Source organism: Streptococcus sp. Marseille-Q6379 (assembly GCF_965119505.1).
Genome location: NZ_CBCPLV010000001.1, coordinates 374,494 through 395,118, shown reverse-complemented (window position 1 = coordinate 395,118; position 20,625 = coordinate 374,494). Strand labels below are relative to the sequence as shown.

The window sequence follows — 20,625 nt, the reverse complement described above, 5'->3', positions numbered from 1 at the left end:
TCCTCTTTCTTTCGTCTTTTTCTCCATTATATCAAAAAAATCACGCCAGGCGTGACTTTTTGTAATTCTTAATTATGCGTTGAATGATACGTGAACGTGGTCATAGTGGTTTTCAGTAACGCTACCACGGTCAGGCATTTGGTTCCAAGTGTTGGCTGGTCCGTAGATATTATCTACTGGTGCGTAGAATTGTTGTCTGTAGATGATGTATGAAATACCTGCATTTGAGATATTGTCTACAGCATATTGTGCGACTTGATTACCAACTTCTGAACCAACTGGTACCATAACGTCAACGGCAAGTCCTTGACCATGGTCTTGTGGGTCACCTTCACGGTAACCACCGATATCAGTAAGACCGAATTGTGCTGCTACATCTTGACGGAAAGCTTCAGCTTGTGGTTGAAGGTGTGGATCCGTTGGAAGTGTATTTGTTGATGCAGGTTGTGCTGCTGGTGCCTCTGAAGCCGCTGGTGCTTCTGATGCTACTTCTGATGTTGCTGCTGGTTCTACCGCTGGCTGTGCTGCTGGTGCCTCTGAAGCCGCTGGTGCTTCTGATGCTACTTCTGATGTTGCTGCTGGTTCTACCGCTGGCTGTTCTGCTGGCGCCTCTGAAGCCGCTGGTGCCTCTGAAGCAGCTTCTGATGTTGCTGCTGGCTCTGCAGCTGGTTGTTCTGCTGGTGCCTCTGAAGTTGCTGGTGCTTCTGAAGACGCTTCTGATGTTGCTGCTGGTGCTTCTTCTTTTACTTCAGGTTGTTCTGGTGTTGCAGCAGCTGGAGTAGTTTCTGCATCAGGTGTAGCTTCTGCTGACGCAGTTACATGATCAATAGCATCAGCAACTGGTTGTTCAGTTTCTGCGTATGCTGGTGCTTCTGATGCTGATGCGATAGCTTCTGTTACTTCTGAAACAGCTTGAGTTGATTCTTCTGTAGCAGGTGCTTGAGTAGCTGTTGTGCTTACTGTTTCAACTGGAGCCGTCAAGTCCGCCGCAACTACAGATTGACCGTTTACAGTCACTTCGTTAGTTGTCAAATTAGCTTCTGCAACTACAGGTGTGGTTGATGTTTCTGAAGCTGGAGTTTCAACTTTAACAGAGACTGCTTGATTATCAGAATTGTAAGTTGCTGTCAAGACTGTTCCAGGGTAAATCAAATCAATGTTTGTAATTTGATTGATGTTAGCCAAAACGTTCACATTGATACCCATTGCTTCAGCGATACTTCCCAAAGTATCACCGTATTGAACTGTATAAGTTTGTTGGTTATCACTTACAGCGATATCTGCTTTGATTTGATCTACTGAACGTGCTGCCCAGTTTGAAGTTTCATCGGCATGTACGTGACTTGCAGCAAAAAGTGAAAGTGCTGCGGTCGAGTATAGAAGAGCCTTTGTTGTTTTAGATTTTGATAACATGTATAATTCATTCCTTTTTAACAATTTTAACATCTACAATAATACCACACTTTCCATCAAAAAAGTTATGATTTACTGCTCTTTAAAGCAATTACTAACTAGTTGTAACAAGCCTAATTTATTGAAAAACATCTGATATATTTGTAAAAAAATGTAACAATTCATCCCATTTCAAATGGTAATTACTTTTTAAAGAAAATGCTAAAAGTCATTATGCTTATCGTAAACTTAGTCACTATTAATGGGCTAGATAATCTTCCCAAATCTGGTCAAACTGCCCTAGATTAAAGGAAAAGCTAGCTTGATCTTCCAAGTAACGACTGACTTCTTCAAAGTCATCAGTATGCTTCGGGAAGGTTGAATCTTCAAAAGCCAAATCAGCCAAGATTGCTACTGGTTCATTGGATTTGGGATTACGCTGGGCCATCAGCCAAGTATAAAAGGATTTTCTCATGCCTTCTCCTAACCGATTAATTCTGTTCCAAACTGATCTTGTTTGATTTTTTTTGCCTTCATTAGACCACCTAGAGCCTTCTTAAATTGACCCTTAGAAATACCGAAGGTTGCCTTGATATCTGCTGGTGATGACTTGTCATTAAGTGTCATAAAGCCACCATTGCTCTCTAAATAGGTCAAAATCATCTGAGCATCATTTTCAAGCATTTCAAAAGAACGTGGCTTAAGAGAAAGATTGAGGGTTCGGTCAACTTCTCTGAACCCAATCACACGCGCTTCAAGGACCTGACCTAAACGTGGCTCTGCATAACGTTCTGATGGATGGATGAAACCAAGCATGTTATTCTCTGGCAAATAAACAAAAGTTCCTGACAATTTGAGACGGTAGGCAATAGCTGGCCATTTTTGGTTTTGCATATTATCATAAGCAGGTCCAGCCATACGTTGAAAGACCTCAGGTTCGGCAGGAAGTCCCCAAATACGGTCTTTTTTGTCAACATCGAGTTTGATGAAGAGTTTATCCCCCTTCTTAGGCCAAAGCTCTTTGAGTTCTGGCAAAACATCGAGAGAGACAACAATCTCCTTATCTGGAATTCCTACGTCTACAAAGACACCCAAATCCTTACGGACTTCAGTGACCTCTCCCCAATCATAAGAATCACGAGTTGCCTTGATTTCCTTTTGTGTTAGACGTGATTTTTGCTTGCTATCTGTATAGGCGAAGCCTGTCACCATGTCACCAATAGCGTGTTCTCCTTCTTCTTTAGATAAAGCAAAAGTCACACCGTCCTTTTGTACAAAGTAAAATTTATCATTTTCATCAGTTACTAGGGCAGTAATGATCGTTCCAAGTAATGTATTCATCTTTTTCCTCTAAAAAGAGAGTCGGACAAGGAAGCTAACATAGTCCATGCTCTTTTGCTTCTGTCCCACTCTCCTTATTTTTCTATTGATTAAACAGTAAGGAGTTCTTTTTCCTTTTCTGCTGTCATGCTGTCAATCTTCTTAACAGCGTCATCAGTTGCTTTTTGGATATCTTTTTCCAAAGCTTTTAATTGATCTTCTGTGATTTCTTTGTCTTTTTCTTGCTTCTTAGCTTCATCCATAGCGTCACGGCGGATGTTACGGATAGCGATTTTAGCATTTTCGCCGACTTTTTTCACTTCTTTAGCCAACTCTTTACGTGTTTCTTCTGTAAGTGCTGGGATAACCAAGCGCACAACAGAACCATCATTAGCTGGGTTGATTCCAAGGTCAGATTCATTGATCGCACGTTCGATATCAGCAATTGAACCTTTATCAAATGGTGAAATCAAAAGGACACGTGCTTCAGGAACCGTGATTGAAGCCAATTGGTTAAGTGGTGTTGGAGCACCATAGTATTCTACAGTGATACGGTCAAGAAGTGAGGCATTGGCACGACCTGCACGGATAGAGCCAAATTCACGGGCCAATGACTCGTGTGAGTGGGCGAAACGTTCTTTTGCTTTTTCAATAATTGCGTTTGTCATAAATTCTCTCTTTCTTACTTGTGTGATTCTGCTTTGTTAGATACGGTTGTTCCAATTTGCTCACCAAAGATAACACGTTTGATGTTTCCTGGTTCGTTCATGTTGAAGACAACAAGGTCAATGTCATTATCCATTGAAAGGGTAGAAGCTGTGGCATCCATAATTTTCAAACCACGTTTGATAACTTCCACGTGTGTCAATTCATCAAATTTGACAGCATCAGCGTTTTTACGAGGGTCGTCATTGTAGACACCATCAACGCCGTTTTTAGCCATAAGAATAGCATCAGCTTCAATTTCAGCTGCACGAAGAGCCGCTGTTGTATCTGTTGAGAAGTATGGCGAACCAATACCTGCTGCAAAGATAACAATACGACCTTTTTCAAGGTGACGAAGGGCACGACCACGAATATAAGGCTCTGCCACAGATTTCATATCAATCGCTGTCTGAACACGTGTATCAACACCGAGTTGTTTCAAACTATCTGCCATAACAAGGGCATTCATAGTTGTTCCAAGCATACCAGTATAGTCTGCTTGAACACGATCCATTCCTGCTTCAGCTGCAGGTTCCCCACGCCAAAGGTTACCACCACCGATAACTAGAGCAATTTGAATACCTGAATCCGCTACCTCAGCAATTTCTTTAGCCATAGCTTGGACAGTTGGAAGATCAATCCCAACACCTCGTTCACCAGCTAGAGCTTCACCTGAAAGCTTAATGAGGACACGTTTGTATTTTGGTTCTGCCATGATTTCTCCCTATTAACTATTTTGTTTTATGATTTAATTCTTAGCTGAGATTCATCTTTCCTAAGTCGTCAATTACCATCCTTTTAAGGTGGTTAAGGGGCTTATTCGAGCAACTCCTTTTTATGATTAGGATAGGAAAATGTTTTCTTTTTTTGCAAAGAAAACACTAAATCTTCATCCTTACTATTTTATCATAAATTAGGGTTTTCACCTAGTCAAATATTTAAAAAATATCCTTACAAGATAACTGTAAAGGTGATGGTGTCATTTTTATAAGAGGCAAAGATACGCCCCTTAAATAATTTGACCATACTTTGAGCCATGGACAGGCCAATGCCAAAACCTTTGTGTTCTTTGTTATTATGGGATTCTTCAATACGATAAAAACGCTCAAAAAACTTGCTATAGTCAACAGTCTTACCTTCTTTATAGGTGTTTGACACTTCTAAACGAGCCCGTTTTCGCGTTCTTCCAATCTGACGAAGTCTTACCGTAACTGTCCCTTCTGGATCACAATACTTGTTAGCATTATCCACAAGGAGAGTCACAAGTTCAAAGAGGGACTTCTCCTCTGCCTTTACATGAATATTCGGTGTGATGTCCATGACAAAAGATTTACCGTCTCGAACGACAGGTCCCTTAAAGTCCTCTGCTGCATCCTCAGTAATATAGGAAAAATCGACATCTTGAAGAACAATATCCGGCTGCTCCTCCAGACGAGATAGGGCTACCAGAGAATTGATTAGAGTGGTCAAACGTGCCACCTGGTCATTCGTTGACTTGGTCCATTCGTTCTCTCCAGTCATGAGTTCCTGTAGCTCCGTATTGGCAGAAATAATGGCCAATGGTGTCTTTAATTCATGACTAGCATTGGTAATAAAACGTCGCTGCTTTTCGTAGTTTCGAATGAAGGGACGAATGACGATTCCTGATAAGGCACTGACAATGACGACAAAAAAGATAAACCCAAACATTGATAAGAGGATAGAAAGACTGAGCAAGGCTTGGGAAGAATTGTAATAAGAGGTCGTGTCCAGGAAGACCACAAGAATCTTATTTTTGCTGACTTTGCTAACCTGATAACTCAGATTGATATTTTTTTCTCTAATTGTTCCAAAAGTATTCGTCATACGGCTAGCTGCAAGTGCATAGCTAACAGCTTCTTCATCATCTATTAAAGAAGTATGGCTGGTATCCTGACTGACCACTTTATCACCAGATAAGGTCACACTGAAAAAACGAAAACTATCCGATGGAATTTCACGCCCTTGATTGGTCTCAATTTTTTTAGTTTTTCCGAAACTACCATTATTTTCTGTAAGCGTGTTGAGAACCTTACTAATTTCCTGTTCTGTCTGAAAGGACCTCACAGTATTGATGATTCCCACTGTAAAAACCAAGATAAAGAGAATAGCCAAGGAAGCAATCGTAATAAATTGAAGTCGTAAACGTCTAAACATGAACTACCCCTCTCTAATTGGCAAGAAGGCAAAAGTCACCACCCTTTTCACCAAGAATGCTGATATCAGCCTGGATGGCTTGCAATTTCTGACGTAAATAGGAAATATAGACCCAGACAATCGACTCGTCCACATCTTCCTCATCATCCCAGATGGTCTTAAAAAGGTGCTCAGTCGTTAATTTCTTGGCAGGATTGAACATGAAGTGAGCCATTAGCTTGGTCTCTCTGCTCGAAAGTCTAATGGCGTTGCCAGCTACCAACTCCTGTTCCTCCTGATCCAAACGTACAGAACCAAGTGTCAAAATTTTGGCAGTAAAGGTCTCACTAACACGACGCTCTAGCGAGCGCAAACGAGCCAAAAGTTCTTTAAGAGAAATCGGCTTGGTCAAGTAATCGTCTGCCCCAGCGTCAAGTCCTGTCACACGATCATCAACTTCAGCCATGGCCGTCAACATAATGACATGCGTCGTATTCCCAGAGGAGCGAATCTCTTTCAGGGCCTCAATACCTGTTTTAATGGGCATCATGATATCCATAATCATTACTTGATAGGCATTTTGTGCAGCTAGGTCAACTGCCTCTTGACCGTTAAAGGCCTGATCCACCTCATAGCCTTGATGCTCAAGAGCCGCCTTGTAAACTCGAGAAAGAGCTTCCTCATCCTCAGCTAGTAGAATTTTCAAAGCCATTCTAGTCCCCTCCTTCTTGAATTAAGTTACGGATGGTCTGCATGGTCAAATCACATGAAGCTAATTCATCCGCACAGCGCTTAAGCTCACGGGTAATCATTTCTGGATTCTTGATATCGTGCTTGTACTTCATCTGATGCTCCAAACTGGCCCACGAATCTTGAGCAATGGTTCGAAGCTGAACCTCAACAAAATAGGTTCCTCTCTCATTTCCTAAGACATCTGGAAACTCGGTTTCTACTTCCAAAATGAGATGATATGAACGATAACCATTAGGCTTAGCATTTAAAATGTAATCTTTCTCGTTATAGATAGAGACGCCAGGGATAGTCTTAATGACATCGATAGTCTTGTAAATATCATCGACAAAGCCACAAACAATTCGAAGCCCTATACTGTCACGGATTTCCTTGAGGGCAGACTGACTGGTTTCAGGCAAATTTTTCCGACGACACTTTTCACGCATAGAATCGCTCTCTTTGATTCGTGAAATAAAATGTTCATAGAGTTTGAAGCCTGTTTCTTTTTTGCTAGTAATATTAGCCGCAATAATCGGGTCTGTTATTTCTTGTAAAATCTTGGGGAGATACTGAGCATATTCCCCATAAATACTTGGAGTTAACATATAAACCTCCTCTAATACCATTCCTTAATTATAGCATAGATAGGCTTAAAAATAAGGAATAAGCCAGCTATGAGAGTCTCTTAAAGAATAAGAAAAAATCCAGCCGAAGCCAGATTCAATTTGCTTATCTAAGTTTTATTAACACAAGGCTATGCATCAAGTGGTTTGACAAAAGGCCAGTTGCCCAATTTATGCTTCTCATAGGTCAAGACCTTATAACCACATTGCTTGTAGCCATTTTTCTCATAGAAAGGCACATTGTAATCGCGATTGGTAATCAAGCCAAGACTACGACCTCCTGTACTACGTACAAAAGGTTCAACCCCTTCAAGCAAGAAACGACTTCCTATACCTTTTCTTTGATAATCTGGAGTTACTGCTAACATCATCAGGTACCAATCGTATTCTGCAGAATCCTCCAGATGTCTTTCAGACTCTTCAACAAAATTAAAGTACTTAAACAACTTAGTGATGCTTATGAAACGGAAAAGCTTGGTCGCTCCGTTCTGGAGATAGTTAAGCATAGAAATCGTCTGATGCTGTAAAATAGCTGCCGCAACAATGCGACCATCCTTTTCAGCCACCAAACACGAATCCATCTTTATAGCTAAACGCACCAACATTTCCTGCAAGGCTAAGACAAATTCCTCATACTGTTCAGGATTCTTTAAATTAGTGGCAATCATTGAAAGATAGGGATAATCTTCAAAGGCATCTGCACATACTTGTGCCACTTCCTGAACTTCGTCTAGTCTTGCTTTGCGATATTGCATCTTAATCTCCTAATCTGTCTGTTTTTTTCAGTATAACACAAAACGCATGACTGACAGTCATACGTTCTATGGTTTTTTGTAAAATCTTATAATTTTATAAGAAAAGTTTAGGCAACTTCTTCTGTAAATTGACTATTATAAAGATCAGCATAGAAACCATCTGCTGCCATGAGCTCATCATGATTTCCTTGTTCAATAATATTCCCATCTTTCATCACAAGGATTAGATCAGCATTTCGAATGGTTGATAAGCGGTGAGCAATGACAAAGGAAGTCCGACCTTCCATAAGTTTGTCCATGGCTTTTTGAATCAATTCTTCTGTTCTGGTGTCAACAGATGATGTCGCTTCATCCAAGATAAGAAGAGGGGCATCCTTCAGAAGGGCACGTGCAATGGTCAAGAGCTGTTTCTGACCAACTGATAATGTCACAGAGTCATCCAAATAAGTGTCATAACCTTTTGGAAGTGTGGTGATAAAGTGGTGAACACCGACAACCTTGGCTGCAGCAATAACTTGCTCGTCAGAGATATTTTCTTGGTTGTAAATTAAATTATCACGAATAGTACCTTCAAAGAGCCAAGTATCCTGAAGCACCATAGAGAATTGATCATGAACAGTTTCACGCTTCATGTCATTAGTATCCACACCGTCAATGGTGATACGACCTTGGTCGATGTTATAGAACTTCATAAGTAGGTTAACAATAGTCGTCTTACCAGCACCCGTTGGACCAACGATTGCAATCTTTTGACCTGGCTTAGCAAGAGCTGAAAAGTCATGAATAATAGTCTTTTCAGGAGTATAACCAAAGGAAACATGGTCAAAGACTACTTGACCTTTAGTATCTGTCAACTCAGCTGTCTTAGCTGACTCGTCGTCCATATCTTTTTCTTCCAAAAATTCAAAGATACGACCAATGGCTGCAGTAGCTGATTGGAGTTGTGTAATCCCTTGGGCAATTTGAGAAAGAGGTTGTGAGAAGATACGAACGTAGGTCATGAAGGCTACCACATCACCAATAGTCAAGCTACCATCAATAACTTTGATAGCACCCACAAGACAGACCATGACATAACCAAAGTTCCCTATGAAAATCATAAGTGGCATCATAATACCTGAGATAAACTGTGATTGCCACATCGATTTATAGAGTTTATCATTAAGCCCCTTGAAAGCCTGACTGCTTTCTTGAGCGGCATTGTAACTCGTTACGACTGCTTGACCTGTGTAGATTTCTTCAATATAACCATTAATATTAGCCAAATTTTCTTGTTGGCGCTTGAAAAGGGGTTGCGAGAAGCCCATGATGAAGGCTACCAGAACAAAACCTATCAAGACAGAACCAATCGCAGTGAAAGCCATAGTGACATTTGAGTAGAACATCATAATAATGGCTGCCACCAAGAGAACACTTGAAGTAATCAAGGTACCTAAGCCTTGGCTAAGCGATTGTCCCAAAAGGTCAACGTCATTGGTCACACGAGAGAGGGTGTCCCCTTGAGAGTGACTGTCGAAATAATTAAGAGGGACACTGTTGATTTTCTTTTGGATAGCTGTACGGAAACGTTGCGAAAAGCGTTGTGTAACTGTCGCAACCGTAAAGCTTTGTAAGTAACCCACAATGGCTGAAATCGCATATAAAACAGCCAAGGTCATAGCAATACTTGCTACCTTGTCCAAATCAATACCTGGAATCGTCCCCATTTTTGTAGGTGTGATACCTTCAGTAATAGTATTGGTAATTTCTTTAAGCTTATCTGGTCCAATAACTGTAATGACCGCTGAAATAATTGCTCCAAAAATCGCAAGGACAAACGGAATTTGGAAACCTTTAATATAGGGTTTTAAGCGTTTATAGGATGATGTTTTTGGCTTATTTTCCATTTTCTAACTCCTCCTTAGACAATTGTGAATAGGCAATTTCTTGGTAAACCTCATTATTTGCCAAGAGTTCCTTGTGAGTTCCTTGACCAACGACCTTACCTTGATCAAGTACCAAGATTTGGTCTGCATCCATAATAGTAGAGATACGTTGAGCTACAATCAACTTGGTCATATCTTGTGTTTTTTCAGCCAATTCTTGACGTAACTTACGATCGGTCTTATAGTCTAAGGCTGAAAAAGAATCATCGAAAATCAAGATTTCAGGCTTACGTGCCAAGGCACGCGCAATAGCCAAACGTTGTTTCTGTCCACCTGAGAAGTTAGACCCGGCTTGGGCAACTTCTGCTTTAAGTTGACCTTCTTTATTTTCAACAAAGTCTTTTCCTTGAGCCAATTCGAGAGCTTCCCAAATCTTAGCATCATCAAGGGGACTGTTATTGCTCGTTCCCATCGTCATATTTGACGTAATATCACCTGAGAAAAGCACTGCCTTCTGTGGAATATAACCGACTATATTGTGCAAGGTTTCATGGTCATAATGTCGCACATCGACACCGTCAACCTTGATCGTTCCTTGCGTGGCATCATAAAAACGTGGGATAAGGTTGACAAGCGTTGATTTACCAGATCCAGTCGAACCAATAAAGGCAACCGTGTCACCTTTTTTAGCTTTGAAGCTAACATGCTCCAAAACAGGCTCTGAAGTTTCAGAATAACGGAAGGAAACATCATCAAATTCGACAGTACCCACTTCTTTAGGTTTTTCAGAACTATTTTCAGGATAAGAGACTGAAGATTGGGTATCTAGAACTTCATTGATACGACCAGCTGCTACAACTGCACGTGGAAGAAGGAAGAAAACAACAATCATCATCATGAATCCCATCACAACCTGCATGGCATAAGATGAATAAACCACCATGTCTGAGAAGAGACGGACCTTATTTTCCATAGCACCAGCAATCTTAGTTGGATCTGTTGGAATCTTAACATCTTCAATCAAATGCGCACCAATCCAATAAATAGCCAGTGTCAAACCACTTGATACAGCAGTCATCACGGGTGTCAGTAAGGCAAAAGAACGACCGATAAAGAGATTGTTTTGGGTCAAATCAGTATTGGCCTTTTCAAATTTATCCTCTTGGTAACTTTCGGCGTTATAGGCACGCACCACACGAATTCCTGTAAGAGATTCACGCGTTACGCTATTCAGTTTATCAGTCAGAGTTTGAATCAAGCGTTGCTTAGGCATAACCATAATCAAGAGGAAAAGCATGAGAATGGCAATCACTGACACAGCGACAAGCAAGGCAAGGAGCCAATTTCCATTTTTATCGGCAATCTTTGTAATCGCCCAAATGGCCATGATAGGCCCCTGTGTAATAACCTGTAACCCCATGGTAAGTACCATCTGCAATTGGGTAATATCATTTGTCGTACGGGTCAAAAGACTAGGAATTGAGAATTTCTTGATCTCTGCATCCGAAAAATCTAGAACCTGATGGAAGATATCATCACGAAGACGGGTGGTAAAACTTGCCGCTGTTCTGGCAGCTAAGAAACCAACCACTACAGAGGCCATAAAGCCTGCAAATGACATTAAAAGCATTCGCATCCCTGGGGCATCCGTATTCCAGGCAAAAATATCCGACGCCTTAGTTCCCTTAGTTGATAAGAGTGTCGTAATATCAGACATATAGTCTGGAATTTTCAAGTTTAGATAGACGTTCAAGCAAACAAAAATCACCACTAAGACAATCATGATTAACTCTTTTGTCGTCAAACGTTTAAAAATTTTAAACATAAGTTACTCCTTATTTTTTTCTAAATTCTTACGAATTTGGTGAAAGACACGAAAGGCTATTTCAGCATCTTCTTTGGAAATACCTTCTAACAGCTGTTCATGGATGGCCTCTCGAAAATATTTGACATCTCGAGCTTTCTTTTTACCCAAGTCTGTCAGATGAACATACTTGTAGCGTTTATCCTTGTCCGATGTCACCAACTCAACAAAACCATTTTTTTCCATTCGTTTGACCAAATTACTAGCCACTGATTTAGAAATACATAGTCTTTTTTCAATGTCTTTGATAAAGATTTCTTTATCTTGATTGTCAGACAAATACTTGACAGCAAATCCTTGTGGGCCAGCTAAATGCTCAACCCCATGGACCTTTCCTAACTCTTGCACGCGAGATTCCATAGTATTGATGAATTCTCTAAATTCACTAAAAGTATCTTTTCCATGCATCGCAAGTCCCTCCTTGAATAATTCTCATGGAAACTATTTTAGTTCTTATGAGAACTAATGTCAAGAAAAAAGTTCTTATGAGAACTAAAAAGAGTGAGAAAGAAAATTGCTTTCCACTCTCACTCCCATAACTATGAGTATTAAGGCTTTGAACTCAAAAACCTAGCCCACTTGGGCTAGGCTATCTAAATAATAATCCCCTCCAAATGATCCAATTCATGTTGAATAATTTGGGCTGGCATGCCAGAAAAACTTAACTGTTTAGGCATCCATTGTTCATCTAAATAAGCAACCTCAATCGACTCATAACGTTTTGTTGGACGATTTCCCTCTAATGACAAACAAGACTCCTCTGTTTGAAAAGGTGAGGACTTGCTGACTAAAACAGGATTAAACATAACTAGATTAACAAAACCGATATTGACGATAATAACACGCTTTTTAACGCCAATCATATTGGCAGCCATCCCCACACAAGCATCCTTATGAAACTCCAGTGTATCACGTAAATCTTTAGCCAAATAGAGGTCTTCTTTAGTCGCTTCTGTCGATTTTTGTCCAAGGAAAAAGACATCCTTTACGATAGTTTTTATCATCTATTTACTCCCTTTTCTTATCTAAACTATGAAATCATATACCCTTCTTTTATCGAAACCAAAGGTTTTCAATTTCATATTAATCACCTTGACCTATTATATCAAAAGGCTTCCCTTCTAGTAAAACAGACAAAAAAAGAAACCCACAGGCTTCTTTTTAGTCATCTTTCTTCACTCTATACAAATAACCAATAAACGCCAAAAGACTAATAGTTGATACACCCATTGCCAATTTGGCAACTGGGGTATAGCCATAGGTCAAAACGACACCATGCTTACCTGGTGGTAGGACTAGATTAGTTGGATTCTTTTCCTTAGCTAAGTAAGTAGTTACTCGCTTTCCATCAATCCTCGCTTCTTGTCCTTTATAGTAGAAAACTGGTAGCGACAAGACTTTAGCTTCTTTTGACTCGTTATCTACTGTAAGTGCTAGCTCCTTTGGAGAACGGCTGATGGTTGACTTAATTTCCTGATTATCCAAGAAAAGATGTTTGTCAAAGACAAAGCCAAAGGGCACTTCTTTATTGGTGTAATCGCCATTTATATTTTTATAAGTTCCCTTAGCTAGCATCTCTCTCGTGACTTTTGTATTGCTTGGCAATATATTCTTGGCTTTAGTCATCTTATCTTGGACAGTAACAATCTGAAACATATTCAGGCAAAGACCAAACAAGACAAGTATCGTCGTTGCCTTCATAGACATATTTTCCAAGATATTAGCCAAGGCTAAACTGAAGAAAAGCAAGGCAAAACTCCATAATCTCCAAGGAAATTGAAGGTTGGATACTGGACTCTCCTGTAATAACTGCCAAGGAAAACTATTCAAAGTTAAAAAAGCCAAAACAAGAGAAATAAAAAGGTAAATTCTAGCTTCCTTATCCTTCACAAAACGCTTAGCAAAGATTAGGCTTAGCACTAGACCCAGGAGATAGAGAAGATTAACTGATGGAGTCCTTAAATCGCTTTTTAGAATCAACTCCCAGTTGTCTGCCAAACTTAAGGCAGTCTTGGATAGGAGCGGTTTAAAAGTCGTTCGTAGGGTGACATACTTGAATTGCTCTATCATAGGAACAAAGAAAGCTAGAGACATACTAAGAGTGACAAGAGTGGCCTTAAGAAATCCTAGAATACGTTCTTTTTTATTATCCCAAATCCCAAAACTAGCTACCACTGCTATGAAAATCATAAGAGAAGCCAAAACGACAGACAAGACATGGGAATAGACTAAACCAAGCATGCCAAGAGTCAAAACCCACCATTTCTTATAATCTCCAAATGTTATCAAACGAACGCCAACGAAAACTAGGGGTAAAAAAATCATAGCCAGCGTTTCGCCAACGGCTGCCCGGTAATAAGAATTGTGCAAGAAATAACCCGAAAAGAGATAAAAGGTAGCAAATACCATCACCTGTTTATCAGAATAGTTCAATAAACGTAATCCGTAAAAACTAAGCAAACAAGTTACAAAGCGAACAAGAAATTGAAAACTCATCCAGGCTACAAAGACTGACTGAGTCAGCTTATAGATTATAAAAATAGGATAATAGGTTAACCAGGGATAAAAGGTATTGATTAATTGTCCGGTCCCTCCGTTAGTTGTAAAATTGATAGGACTCTTCCAGACAGTATCCAAGGATAACAGTCGGTTAATGTGAAAAACAATATCATCACCATAAAGCTTGTCCCTAAAAAAGAACATAGGCAGTATTGACACTATGCTGATCAAGAAACTGATTAGAATGACTGTCTGATTAGTATACTTCTTTTCTTTTGCCCCACAGGGATCCTTTCCAAGACTCACGATTACTCCTCTCGTATTCTAATTCATCAAAATTTACTCTAGAAAGAGATTTCTTACTAGCTCATTATACCAAAAAAGGACAAATCTCCTCTTCCTCCTAAGTCTGTCTAAACAAAAAAAGAAACCCGCAGGCTTCTTTTCTTATTTTATTGAGAGGCTATTGGTAATAGTCTATTAATTAAACGATACCTTGTGCTGACATAGCATCTGCAACTTTAAGGAAACCAGCGATGTTGGCACCTACAACAAGGTTACCTTCATGACCAAATTCTTTAGCAGCTGTTGCAGCATTTTCGTAGATACCTTTCATGATATCGTAGAGTTTAGCATCAACTTCTTCGAATGTCCATTGTGTACGTTGGCTATTTTGTGCCATCTCAAGAGCTGATACAGCAACACCACCAGCGTTAGCAGCTTTGGCAGGACCAAATGATACACCAGCTTTAAGGAAGACATCAATAGCTCCCAAAGTTGATGGCATGTTAGCACCTTCTGAAACAGCCAATACACCATTTGCTACAAGTGTTTCTGCATCTGTTTCATCCAATTCATTTTGAGTTGCACATGGGAATGCCAAGTCAGCTTTAACTGACCAAACTGTCTTTTCACCACCAGCAGGTGTGAAGGTTGCATTTGGACGAGCTTCTGCATATTTAACGATACGTTCACGTTTAACTTCTTTAATTTCTTTCAACAAGTCAACGTCGATTCCGTCTGGATCATAAACAAAACCAGATGAGTCAGAACATGTTACCGCTTTAGCACCAAGGCTTTGCAATTTTTCGATAGCGTAGATGGCAACGTTACCAGCACCTGAAACAACTGCAGTTTTACCGTTAAAGTTTTCACCACGTGCATTAAGCATTTGTTCTGCAAAGTAAACAGCACCGTAACCAGTTGCTTCTGTACGAGCAAGTGATCCACCCCAGTTCAAACCTTTACCAGTAAGAACACCTGTGTACTCGTTACGAAGACGTTTGTATTGGCCGTAGAGGTAACCAATTTCACGTCCACCAACACCGATATCACCTGCAGGTACGTCTGTATCTGCACCAATGTGTTTGCTCAATTCAGTCATGAAGCTTTGGCAGAAACGCATGATTTCGTTATCTGATTTACCTTTAGGATCGAAGTTTGATCCACCTTTACCACCACCGATTGGTTGACCAGTCAATGAGTTTTTAAAGATTTGTTCGAAACCAAGGAATTTGATGATTGATTGGTTTACTGATGGGTGGAAACGAAGACCACCTTTGTAAGGACCAATAGCTGATGAGAATTGTACACGGAAACCACGGTTTACTTGTACTTGTCCTTTATCGTCAACCCATGGCACACGGAATGAAACGATACGTTCTGGTTCAACCAAACGTTCCAAAAGGTTTTCTTCAATATATTTAGGATATTTATCGAAGACAGGAACAAGTGAATCGAAAACTTCTTCAACTGCTTGAAGGAACTCAGCCTCATGGCCATTTTGAGCTTTCACTTTTTCAAAAACGCTAGCAACGTACTCTTTACCTGTTGTCATATCAATGTTTCCTTTCAAATAATTACCTTAGTAATTCAATTACATGAATAGTATAAATTTTCAGAATCTTCTTGTCAAGTATTTTCTGCTATTTTTTTGATTTTTATGTTAGGTTTTATGACATATCGAGTGATCTATCTTTTTTAAGCTACTCCTAAAAAGTTATCAATTCAACAATGTAAACGGATTCTATTTTTCTAGTTTTTCTCCAAAATTTTTTAAACTTTTTTTCAACTTTAAAGCTAAAATATTCTAAAAACAATTTAGTAAATTTACTATTTTTACATTTACAAAGATCCCCAACTATGTTATTATGAATTTAGTAATTTTACTAAATCTCGAAAAGGATCATTTTTTATGAAAAGAAAGCAATTATCAGGAAAGCACATCGGCATTGTTTTTGGAACTTTCGCTCCAATGCATGTTGGGCACGTTGACCTTATTACCAAGGCAAAACGTGCTAATGACAATGTGCTCGTCATCGTAAGTGGCAGCAACACACAAGAAGATCGGGGGACACGTGCAGGCCTATCACTCAACCGCCGTTTCCGTTATGTTCGAGAAGTTTTCTATGATGATGAATTAGTCGTTGTGGATAAATTGGATGAGGCTGGGATGCCAGCCTATCCCGAGGGATGGGTACCTTGGGTTAATCGTGTCAAAGAGCTTATCTCTAAAAATACGGATAATCCTGAAAAGATTACCTTCTATGTTGGAGAGCCAGAGTACGTGACCGAGCTCAATCGCTATTATCCTCAAGCTCAGGTAGAACTCATCGAACGCTCTATTATCAACATCTCTGCTACCGAGATTCGCGACAATCCTATGGAAAATTGGCGTTTTATCACCAAGCCTTTCCGTCGTCACTTTACTCATAAGGTTCTTGTCGTGGGCTCTGCTAGCGGTGGAAAAACTACTCTTGTTAAAGATTTGGCCCGAACTTACAACGCTCCCTGCTCTCTTGAATATGCTAGGGAATATCAAGAAAAGTATAATGTACGAGATGACGAGTTAGATACTAACGATTATATTCACCTCCTAACAGATCAATATGCCCAGACCTCTGATATCATTGATAAAGGGCAGCACTCAGGACTTATCTTTGCCGATACCAACTCAACAGTCACAAAAGTTTATATCGACTACTATTTGAAAGAAAATATTTCTAAAGAAGAATTTGATATGCTGGATCGGCTCTATCAAGTAACTCAAGCTCGTGAAAAATGGGATTTGATTTTTGTAATTCTGCCAAAATCAAACTATGTGGATGATGGCTTCCGTGACATGACTATGGCTGATAGCCAAACACGTGACTGGTTTACCAAGCATCTCTTAGACCTCCTATCACCATTCAAGGATAAAATCGTTATTTTAGGGGAAAATAGTAATAGTGACAGCTTCTTTGCGGACAACTACCACAATGCCAAAAAAGCAATCAAAGAACGTCTGCACATCGAGATTTAAAAGACCAATCCAACGTAATCATCACTTAAAACTTACAATACAAACATGGAGGAAACATATGACTAGAACCTTCGAAAACTCTGGTAGCGAAAAGGAATTTTTGGACATCTATCAGCGAGAGGAAATGGATAAGTACGTTAAGCCCTCAGTGACCGTTGACTCGGTCATCTTCCGCTATTATGAAGGAAGAGTCCAAACCTTACTTATCAAGCGAAAAAACCATCCCTTCATGGGGAAATACGCCTTCAGTGGTGGCTTCGTTCAGGAGCAAGAAGATCTCAATCTAGCTGTCTGTCGCGAAGTACAGGAGGAAACATCCATTACACTCAATCCTAATCATATTGAGCAACTTATTACTGTGGGAACACCTTATCGGGATCCTCGAATGTGGACTATTACAGTGGCTTACCTCTGCTTCATGACCTTCAATGACATTCAAGTGGAAAAGGCTGCCGACGATGCAGCGTCTACGCATTGGTTAGACATTGCCATGGTAGACGGTCAACTGCAACTTGTTGATGGTGATAAGACGCTGTCACATGATGACCTTGCCTTTGACCATTGGGAAATTCTCTTAACAGCTATGGAACGTATCAAGGGACGACTCGAATACTATCCAACTATCCTTTCCATTATGCCCGAGGAAAACACCTTGACCACCTACCGCCAACTTTTTGGTACCTTCAATGAAGACTACCTCAAGATGGATTCCACAAATTTCTTGCGTCGCTTTAAACACCTCTTCCAAAAAACAGGTCGTCAGGTAGCTACTAGAACCAGAAAGGCTGCCACCTACACATATCATATCAAGCCACTCTAAACTAAGGTCTTTGTTTGACAATTTGATACTTACATAGTAGTATTAAGAAAATTAATAAGAGGTATCCTATGAAAAGTTTTACATTGATTAGTGGAATTCTCATTACACTCTTGGGTGTCTTTTTCTTCGCTAATCCTACAAATCTTCTTGCCATCGTTGGTTGGCTATTTGCCCTAGTGATGCTGGTGTCTGGTGTTTCAAGTCTCATGGTTTATTTTAAACGAGATAACGAAAACCGCTCCTTCTTCCAACTGCTTCAGAGTATCATTTCCATCGTTTTTGGTATTATCCTGCTATCAACATCAGCATGGGTACTCTCGGGCGTAGCTGTAACCATTATCGCTTGGTGGCTTCTTGTCTCAGCATTTACGCAAGGCTTTCAAGCTTATCGCCAACGTCAATTCGGATTCTCAGGTCAACCTGCCCTATCAATCGCCTTGATTTGTCTAGTCTTTGGACTCCTGCTCTTTAGTGCTCCGTTTTTCTCAGCCTTTCTTATTGGGCGCTTGGTAGCTTCCTTAATTATCTTCGCGGGGGTCTCTGTTCTCTCCTTTTCGTTCCGCTTGTGGTAGGAAGAAAATAGTCACTACATAAACATAAAAAAGCCTTGCAATTCACATTTGCAGGGCTTTTGTCATACTTTGATTACTAAAGAGCTTATCCTTCTAGCTCACTCAAATACTCATAGCGTTCATACTTTTCAAGCAAGGTTTCGTTAGCAGCATCCAAGTCTCGTTGGAGGGTGGCTAACTGTCCATAATCGCTAGCATTTTCAAGCATGGCTGCTTCAATCTCTTCGATTTTGGCTTCAAGGTCAGCAATCTCATCCTCGATAGTCGCCCACTCTTGTTTTTCAAAGTAGCTCATGCGTTTTTTGTCTTCTTTGACTTTCTCAACTTTAACGCTAGCTTGCTCTTTTTCCTTCTCTAAGAGGACTGCTTGCTCTTGTAAGAAAGCTTTTTCATCGAGGTAGTCAGTGTAGTTACCAAAGAACTCACGCACACCACCCTCTTCAAAGGCTAGAATCTTGTTCGCCACCTTGTCCAAGAAATAGCGGTCGTGACTTACGGTAACGACAGGGCCGCCAAAACCATTAAGGAAGTTTTCCAAAACCGTCAAAGTCGCAATGTCCAAATCATTTGTCGGCTCATCCAAGAGCAGAACATTAGGCTTTTCAATCAGAATCTTAAGTAGATAAAGACGTTTCTTTTCCCCACCAGAGAGCTTAGCAATCTGTGTCCCATGGGTAGAACGAGGGAAAAGGAATTGCTCTAAGAGCTCTGTGATACTAGTTGTTCCAACCGTTGTCTTAACCTCATCTGCAACTTCTTGCAAGTAGTTAATGACACGCTTGCTCTCATCCATGTCCTTAATTTGCTGCGAGAAATAACCAATACGTACCGTCTCACCAATATCCAGAACACCAGCTGTAGGCACAAGGTCACCATTAATCAGATTGAGCAAGGTCGATTTCCCGACACCATTATCCCCAACAATACCGATACGATCACGGTTTTGCATGATAAGATTGAAATCACTGAGAATTTGCTTGCCATCTTCATAAGCAAAATCGACATGCTCGAAGTTCACTACCTTCTTACCAATACGGCTAGTCTCAAAGTTAATTTCAAGATCGTCATTATTGACCGTTTGGTGAACCTCACCCTTAAGCTCCTTAAAACGATTGATACGAGCTTGTTGCTTGGTCGCACGTGCCTGTGGTTGCGTTCGCATCCATGCCAACTCCTGCTTATAGAGTTGCTTTTTCTTGTGGAGAGCTGCTGCATCTCGTTCATCTTGTTCAGCTTTTAGACGCACATAGTCTTGATAATTTCCCTGGTATTCAATCAGATTAGCCTGGTCTAGCTCAAAGATACGTGTGGCCACATTGTCCAAGAAATAACGGTCGTGGGTAATAAAGAGTACCGTTTTTTTAGAAGACTTGAGAAAATTCGTCAACCAAGCAATAGTATCAATATCCAAATGGTTGGTTGGCTCATCCAAGAGCAGAAGATCTGCATCATTCAAGAGAACCTGAGCCAACTGCACACGACGACGAAGACCACCTGAGAGGTCCCCGACCTTTTGCGAGAGGTCTGACAATCCCAACTTAGACAAAACTGTCTTAACCTCGCTCTCAATGGACCAAGCATCCAGACTATCCATCTCAGCCATAATCTTCTCCAAGCGAGCTTGATTCTCTTCAGAATAATCTGCCATAAGGGTTTCATATTCACGAATCAAAGCCATCTCACGAAGGTCTGAGGACAAGACCGTATCAAGCACTGTCTTGCTATCATCAAATTCTGGCTCCTGAGTCAAATAAGCAATCTTATAGCCATTAGCCTTAGTGAAAGGTGACACATCACCATCAAAACCAATACGCTCAGAGACAACATCTAGCAAGGTTGTCTTACCTGTCCCATTGACACCAATAATCCCAATACGATCCAAATCATGGATAATAAATGAAATCTCTTTAAAAACCGTCTTGTCTCCAACGGACTTGGTTAATTTTTCAACAATAAAATCTGACATCTTACTTCCTTCTTACAAATAACACCGCTACGGATCCTACGCATGCTCTGTAGCGGT

19 protein-coding genes are annotated in these 20,625 nt (G+C 40.3%); 3 read left to right on the top strand and 16 right to left on the bottom strand.

Annotated elements, in window-relative coordinates; translation table 11 throughout:
* Positions 1-72: 72 nt before the first annotated feature.
* The 15 genes from ACWPVZ_RS02055 to gdhA form a co-directional block, all read right to left on the bottom strand.
* Positions 73-1,413 (bottom strand): LysM peptidoglycan-binding domain-containing protein, encoded by a 1,341-nt coding sequence (locus ACWPVZ_RS02055; RefSeq protein ID WP_454380659.1) that lies wholly within the window; start codon positions 1,411-1,413, stop codon positions 73-75.
* 238 nt (positions 1,414-1,651) lie between these two features.
* Positions 1,652-1,867 carry a YozE family protein gene (locus ACWPVZ_RS02050; protein WP_002885591.1) on the bottom strand — a complete coding sequence of 72 codons (216 nt, stop codon included), beginning with the start codon at positions 1,865-1,867 and terminating at the stop codon, positions 1,652-1,654.
* An 8-nt stretch (positions 1,868-1,875) separates the two neighbouring features.
* Positions 1,876-2,733: an RNA-binding virulence regulatory protein CvfB gene (gene cvfB / locus ACWPVZ_RS02045; RefSeq protein WP_070576550.1), complete on the bottom strand. Its 858-nt coding sequence runs from the start codon at positions 2,731-2,733 to the stop codon at positions 1,876-1,878.
* 89 nt (positions 2,734-2,822) lie between these two features.
* Positions 2,823-3,380, bottom strand: a complete 558-nt coding sequence (frr, locus tag ACWPVZ_RS02040; RefSeq protein WP_002885567.1) for a ribosome recycling factor — start codon at positions 3,378-3,380, stop codon at positions 2,823-2,825.
* A 14-nt stretch (positions 3,381-3,394) separates the two neighbouring features.
* Positions 3,395-4,132 (bottom strand): UMP kinase, encoded by a 738-nt coding sequence (gene pyrH, locus ACWPVZ_RS02035; RefSeq protein ID WP_002885551.1) that lies wholly within the window; start codon positions 4,130-4,132, stop codon positions 3,395-3,397.
* Positions 4,133-4,368: 236 nt separating this feature from the next.
* Positions 4,369-5,592: a sensor histidine kinase gene (locus ACWPVZ_RS02030; protein ID WP_414341279.1), complete on the bottom strand. Its 1,224-nt coding sequence runs from the start codon at positions 5,590-5,592 to the stop codon at positions 4,369-4,371.
* A gap of 13 nt (positions 5,593-5,605) precedes the next feature.
* Positions 5,606-6,283, bottom strand: a complete 678-nt coding sequence (locus ACWPVZ_RS02025; protein ID WP_414341277.1) for a response regulator transcription factor — start codon at positions 6,281-6,283, stop codon at positions 5,606-5,608.
* A 1-nt stretch (position 6,284) separates the two neighbouring features.
* A complete protein-coding gene (locus ACWPVZ_RS02020) occupies positions 6,285-6,908 on the bottom strand; it encodes a GTP pyrophosphokinase (protein WP_347095772.1) in 624 nt (207 codons plus the stop codon).
* A 149-nt stretch (positions 6,909-7,057) separates the two neighbouring features.
* A complete protein-coding gene (locus tag ACWPVZ_RS02015; RefSeq protein ID WP_414341275.1) occupies positions 7,058-7,681 on the bottom strand; it encodes a GNAT family N-acetyltransferase in 624 nt (207 codons plus the stop codon).
* Between the two features lie 107 nt (positions 7,682-7,788).
* On the bottom strand, positions 7,789-9,567 hold the full coding sequence (locus ACWPVZ_RS02010; protein WP_414341274.1) for an ABC transporter ATP-binding protein: 1,779 nt from the start codon (positions 9,565-9,567) through the stop codon (positions 7,789-7,791).
* Positions 9,557-11,371 carry an ABC transporter ATP-binding protein gene (locus ACWPVZ_RS02005; protein WP_021144627.1) on the bottom strand — a complete coding sequence of 605 codons (1,815 nt, stop codon included), beginning with the start codon at positions 11,369-11,371 and terminating at the stop codon, positions 9,557-9,559. Before ACWPVZ_RS02005 ends, ACWPVZ_RS02010 begins: the two co-directional genes overlap by 11 nt.
* Before the next feature lie 3 nt (positions 11,372-11,374).
* Positions 11,375-11,818 carry a MarR family winged helix-turn-helix transcriptional regulator gene (locus ACWPVZ_RS02000; RefSeq protein ID WP_021147155.1) on the bottom strand — a complete coding sequence of 148 codons (444 nt, stop codon included), beginning with the start codon at positions 11,816-11,818 and terminating at the stop codon, positions 11,375-11,377.
* A 185-nt stretch (positions 11,819-12,003) separates the two neighbouring features.
* Complete coding sequence (locus tag ACWPVZ_RS01995) at positions 12,004-12,414, bottom strand: peptide deformylase (protein WP_021144629.1); 411 nt, start codon at positions 12,412-12,414, stop codon at positions 12,004-12,006.
* Between the two features lie 157 nt (positions 12,415-12,571).
* Positions 12,572-14,113: a YfhO family protein gene (locus ACWPVZ_RS01990; RefSeq protein ID WP_227862294.1), complete on the bottom strand. Its 1,542-nt coding sequence runs from the start codon at positions 14,111-14,113 to the stop codon at positions 12,572-12,574.
* 280 nt (positions 14,114-14,393) lie between these two features.
* Positions 14,394-15,746 carry an NADP-specific glutamate dehydrogenase gene (gdhA, locus tag ACWPVZ_RS01985; RefSeq protein WP_014633961.1) on the bottom strand — a complete coding sequence of 451 codons (1,353 nt, stop codon included), beginning with the start codon at positions 15,744-15,746 and terminating at the stop codon, positions 14,394-14,396.
* A 357-nt stretch (positions 15,747-16,103) separates the two neighbouring features.
* On the opposite strand from gdhA, the gene ACWPVZ_RS01980 reads away from it, so the two are divergent.
* The 3 genes from ACWPVZ_RS01980 (at position 16,104) to ACWPVZ_RS01970 (ending at position 18,602) form a co-directional block, all read left to right on the top strand.
* Positions 16,104-17,210, top strand: coding sequence for an AAA family ATPase (locus ACWPVZ_RS01980; protein WP_156246387.1), 1,107 nt, complete (start codon positions 16,104-16,106; stop codon positions 17,208-17,210).
* A gap of 58 nt (positions 17,211-17,268) precedes the next feature.
* Positions 17,269-18,030 carry an NUDIX domain-containing protein gene (locus ACWPVZ_RS01975; RefSeq protein ID WP_045001914.1) on the top strand — a complete coding sequence of 254 codons (762 nt, stop codon included), beginning with the start codon at positions 17,269-17,271 and terminating at the stop codon, positions 18,028-18,030.
* A gap of 68 nt (positions 18,031-18,098) precedes the next feature.
* Positions 18,099-18,602: an HdeD family acid-resistance protein gene (locus ACWPVZ_RS01970; protein ID WP_002886681.1), complete on the top strand. Its 504-nt coding sequence runs from the start codon at positions 18,099-18,101 to the stop codon at positions 18,600-18,602.
* An 85-nt stretch (positions 18,603-18,687) separates the two neighbouring features.
* Here the strand turns inward: ACWPVZ_RS01970 and ACWPVZ_RS01965 are convergent, their stop codons facing one another.
* Positions 18,688-20,568: an ABC-F family ATP-binding cassette domain-containing protein gene (locus ACWPVZ_RS01965; protein WP_454380650.1), complete on the bottom strand. Its 1,881-nt coding sequence runs from the start codon at positions 20,566-20,568 to the stop codon at positions 18,688-18,690.
* Between the last annotated feature and the right edge of the window lie 57 nt (positions 20,569-20,625).

Bases quoted from the DNA above. Each gene is read 5' to 3' on its own strand.
- ACWPVZ_RS02055 (WP_454380659.1), bottom strand. From the start codon at position 1,413: ATGTTATCAAAATCTAAAACAACAAAGGCTCTTCTATACTCGACCGCA.
- ACWPVZ_RS02050 (WP_002885591.1), bottom strand. From the start codon at position 1,867: ATGAGAAAATCCTTTTATACTTGGCTGATGGCCCAGCGTAATCCCAAA.
- cvfB (WP_070576550.1), bottom strand. From the start codon at position 2,733: ATGAATACATTACTTGGAACGATCATTACTGCCCTAGTAACTGATGAA.
- frr (WP_002885567.1), bottom strand. From the start codon at position 3,380: ATGACAAACGCAATTATTGAAAAAGCAAAAGAACGTTTCGCCCACTCA.
- pyrH (WP_002885551.1), bottom strand. From the start codon at position 4,132: ATGGCAGAACCAAAATACAAACGTGTCCTCATTAAGCTTTCAGGTGAA.
- ACWPVZ_RS02030 (WP_414341279.1), bottom strand. From the start codon at position 5,592: ATGTTTAGACGTTTACGACTTCAATTTATTACGATTGCTTCCTTGGCT.
- ACWPVZ_RS02025 (WP_414341277.1), bottom strand. From the start codon at position 6,283: ATGGCTTTGAAAATTCTACTAGCTGAGGATGAGGAAGCTCTTTCTCGA.
- ACWPVZ_RS02020 (WP_347095772.1), bottom strand. From the start codon at position 6,908: ATGTTAACTCCAAGTATTTATGGGGAATATGCTCAGTATCTCCCCAAG.
- ACWPVZ_RS02015 (WP_414341275.1), bottom strand. From the start codon at position 7,681: ATGCAATATCGCAAAGCAAGACTAGACGAAGTTCAGGAAGTGGCACAA.
- ACWPVZ_RS02010 (WP_414341274.1), bottom strand. From the start codon at position 9,567: ATGGAAAATAAGCCAAAAACATCATCCTATAAACGCTTAAAACCCTAT.
- ACWPVZ_RS02005 (WP_021144627.1), bottom strand. From the start codon at position 11,371: ATGTTTAAAATTTTTAAACGTTTGACGACAAAAGAGTTAATCATGATT.
- ACWPVZ_RS02000 (WP_021147155.1), bottom strand. From the start codon at position 11,818: ATGCATGGAAAAGATACTTTTAGTGAATTTAGAGAATTCATCAATACT.
- ACWPVZ_RS01995 (WP_021144629.1), bottom strand. From the start codon at position 12,414: ATGATAAAAACTATCGTAAAGGATGTCTTTTTCCTTGGACAAAAATCG.
- ACWPVZ_RS01990 (WP_227862294.1), bottom strand. From the start codon at position 14,113: ATGTTCTTTTTTAGGGACAAGCTTTATGGTGATGATATTGTTTTTCAC.
- gdhA (WP_014633961.1), bottom strand. From the start codon at position 15,746: ATGACAACAGGTAAAGAGTACGTTGCTAGCGTTTTTGAAAAAGTGAAA.
- ACWPVZ_RS01980 (WP_156246387.1), top strand. From the start codon at position 16,104: ATGAAAAGAAAGCAATTATCAGGAAAGCACATCGGCATTGTTTTTGGA.
- ACWPVZ_RS01975 (WP_045001914.1), top strand. From the start codon at position 17,269: ATGACTAGAACCTTCGAAAACTCTGGTAGCGAAAAGGAATTTTTGGAC.
- ACWPVZ_RS01970 (WP_002886681.1), top strand. From the start codon at position 18,099: ATGAAAAGTTTTACATTGATTAGTGGAATTCTCATTACACTCTTGGGT.
- ACWPVZ_RS01965 (WP_454380650.1), bottom strand. From the start codon at position 20,568: ATGTCAGATTTTATTGTTGAAAAATTAACCAAGTCCGTTGGAGACAAG.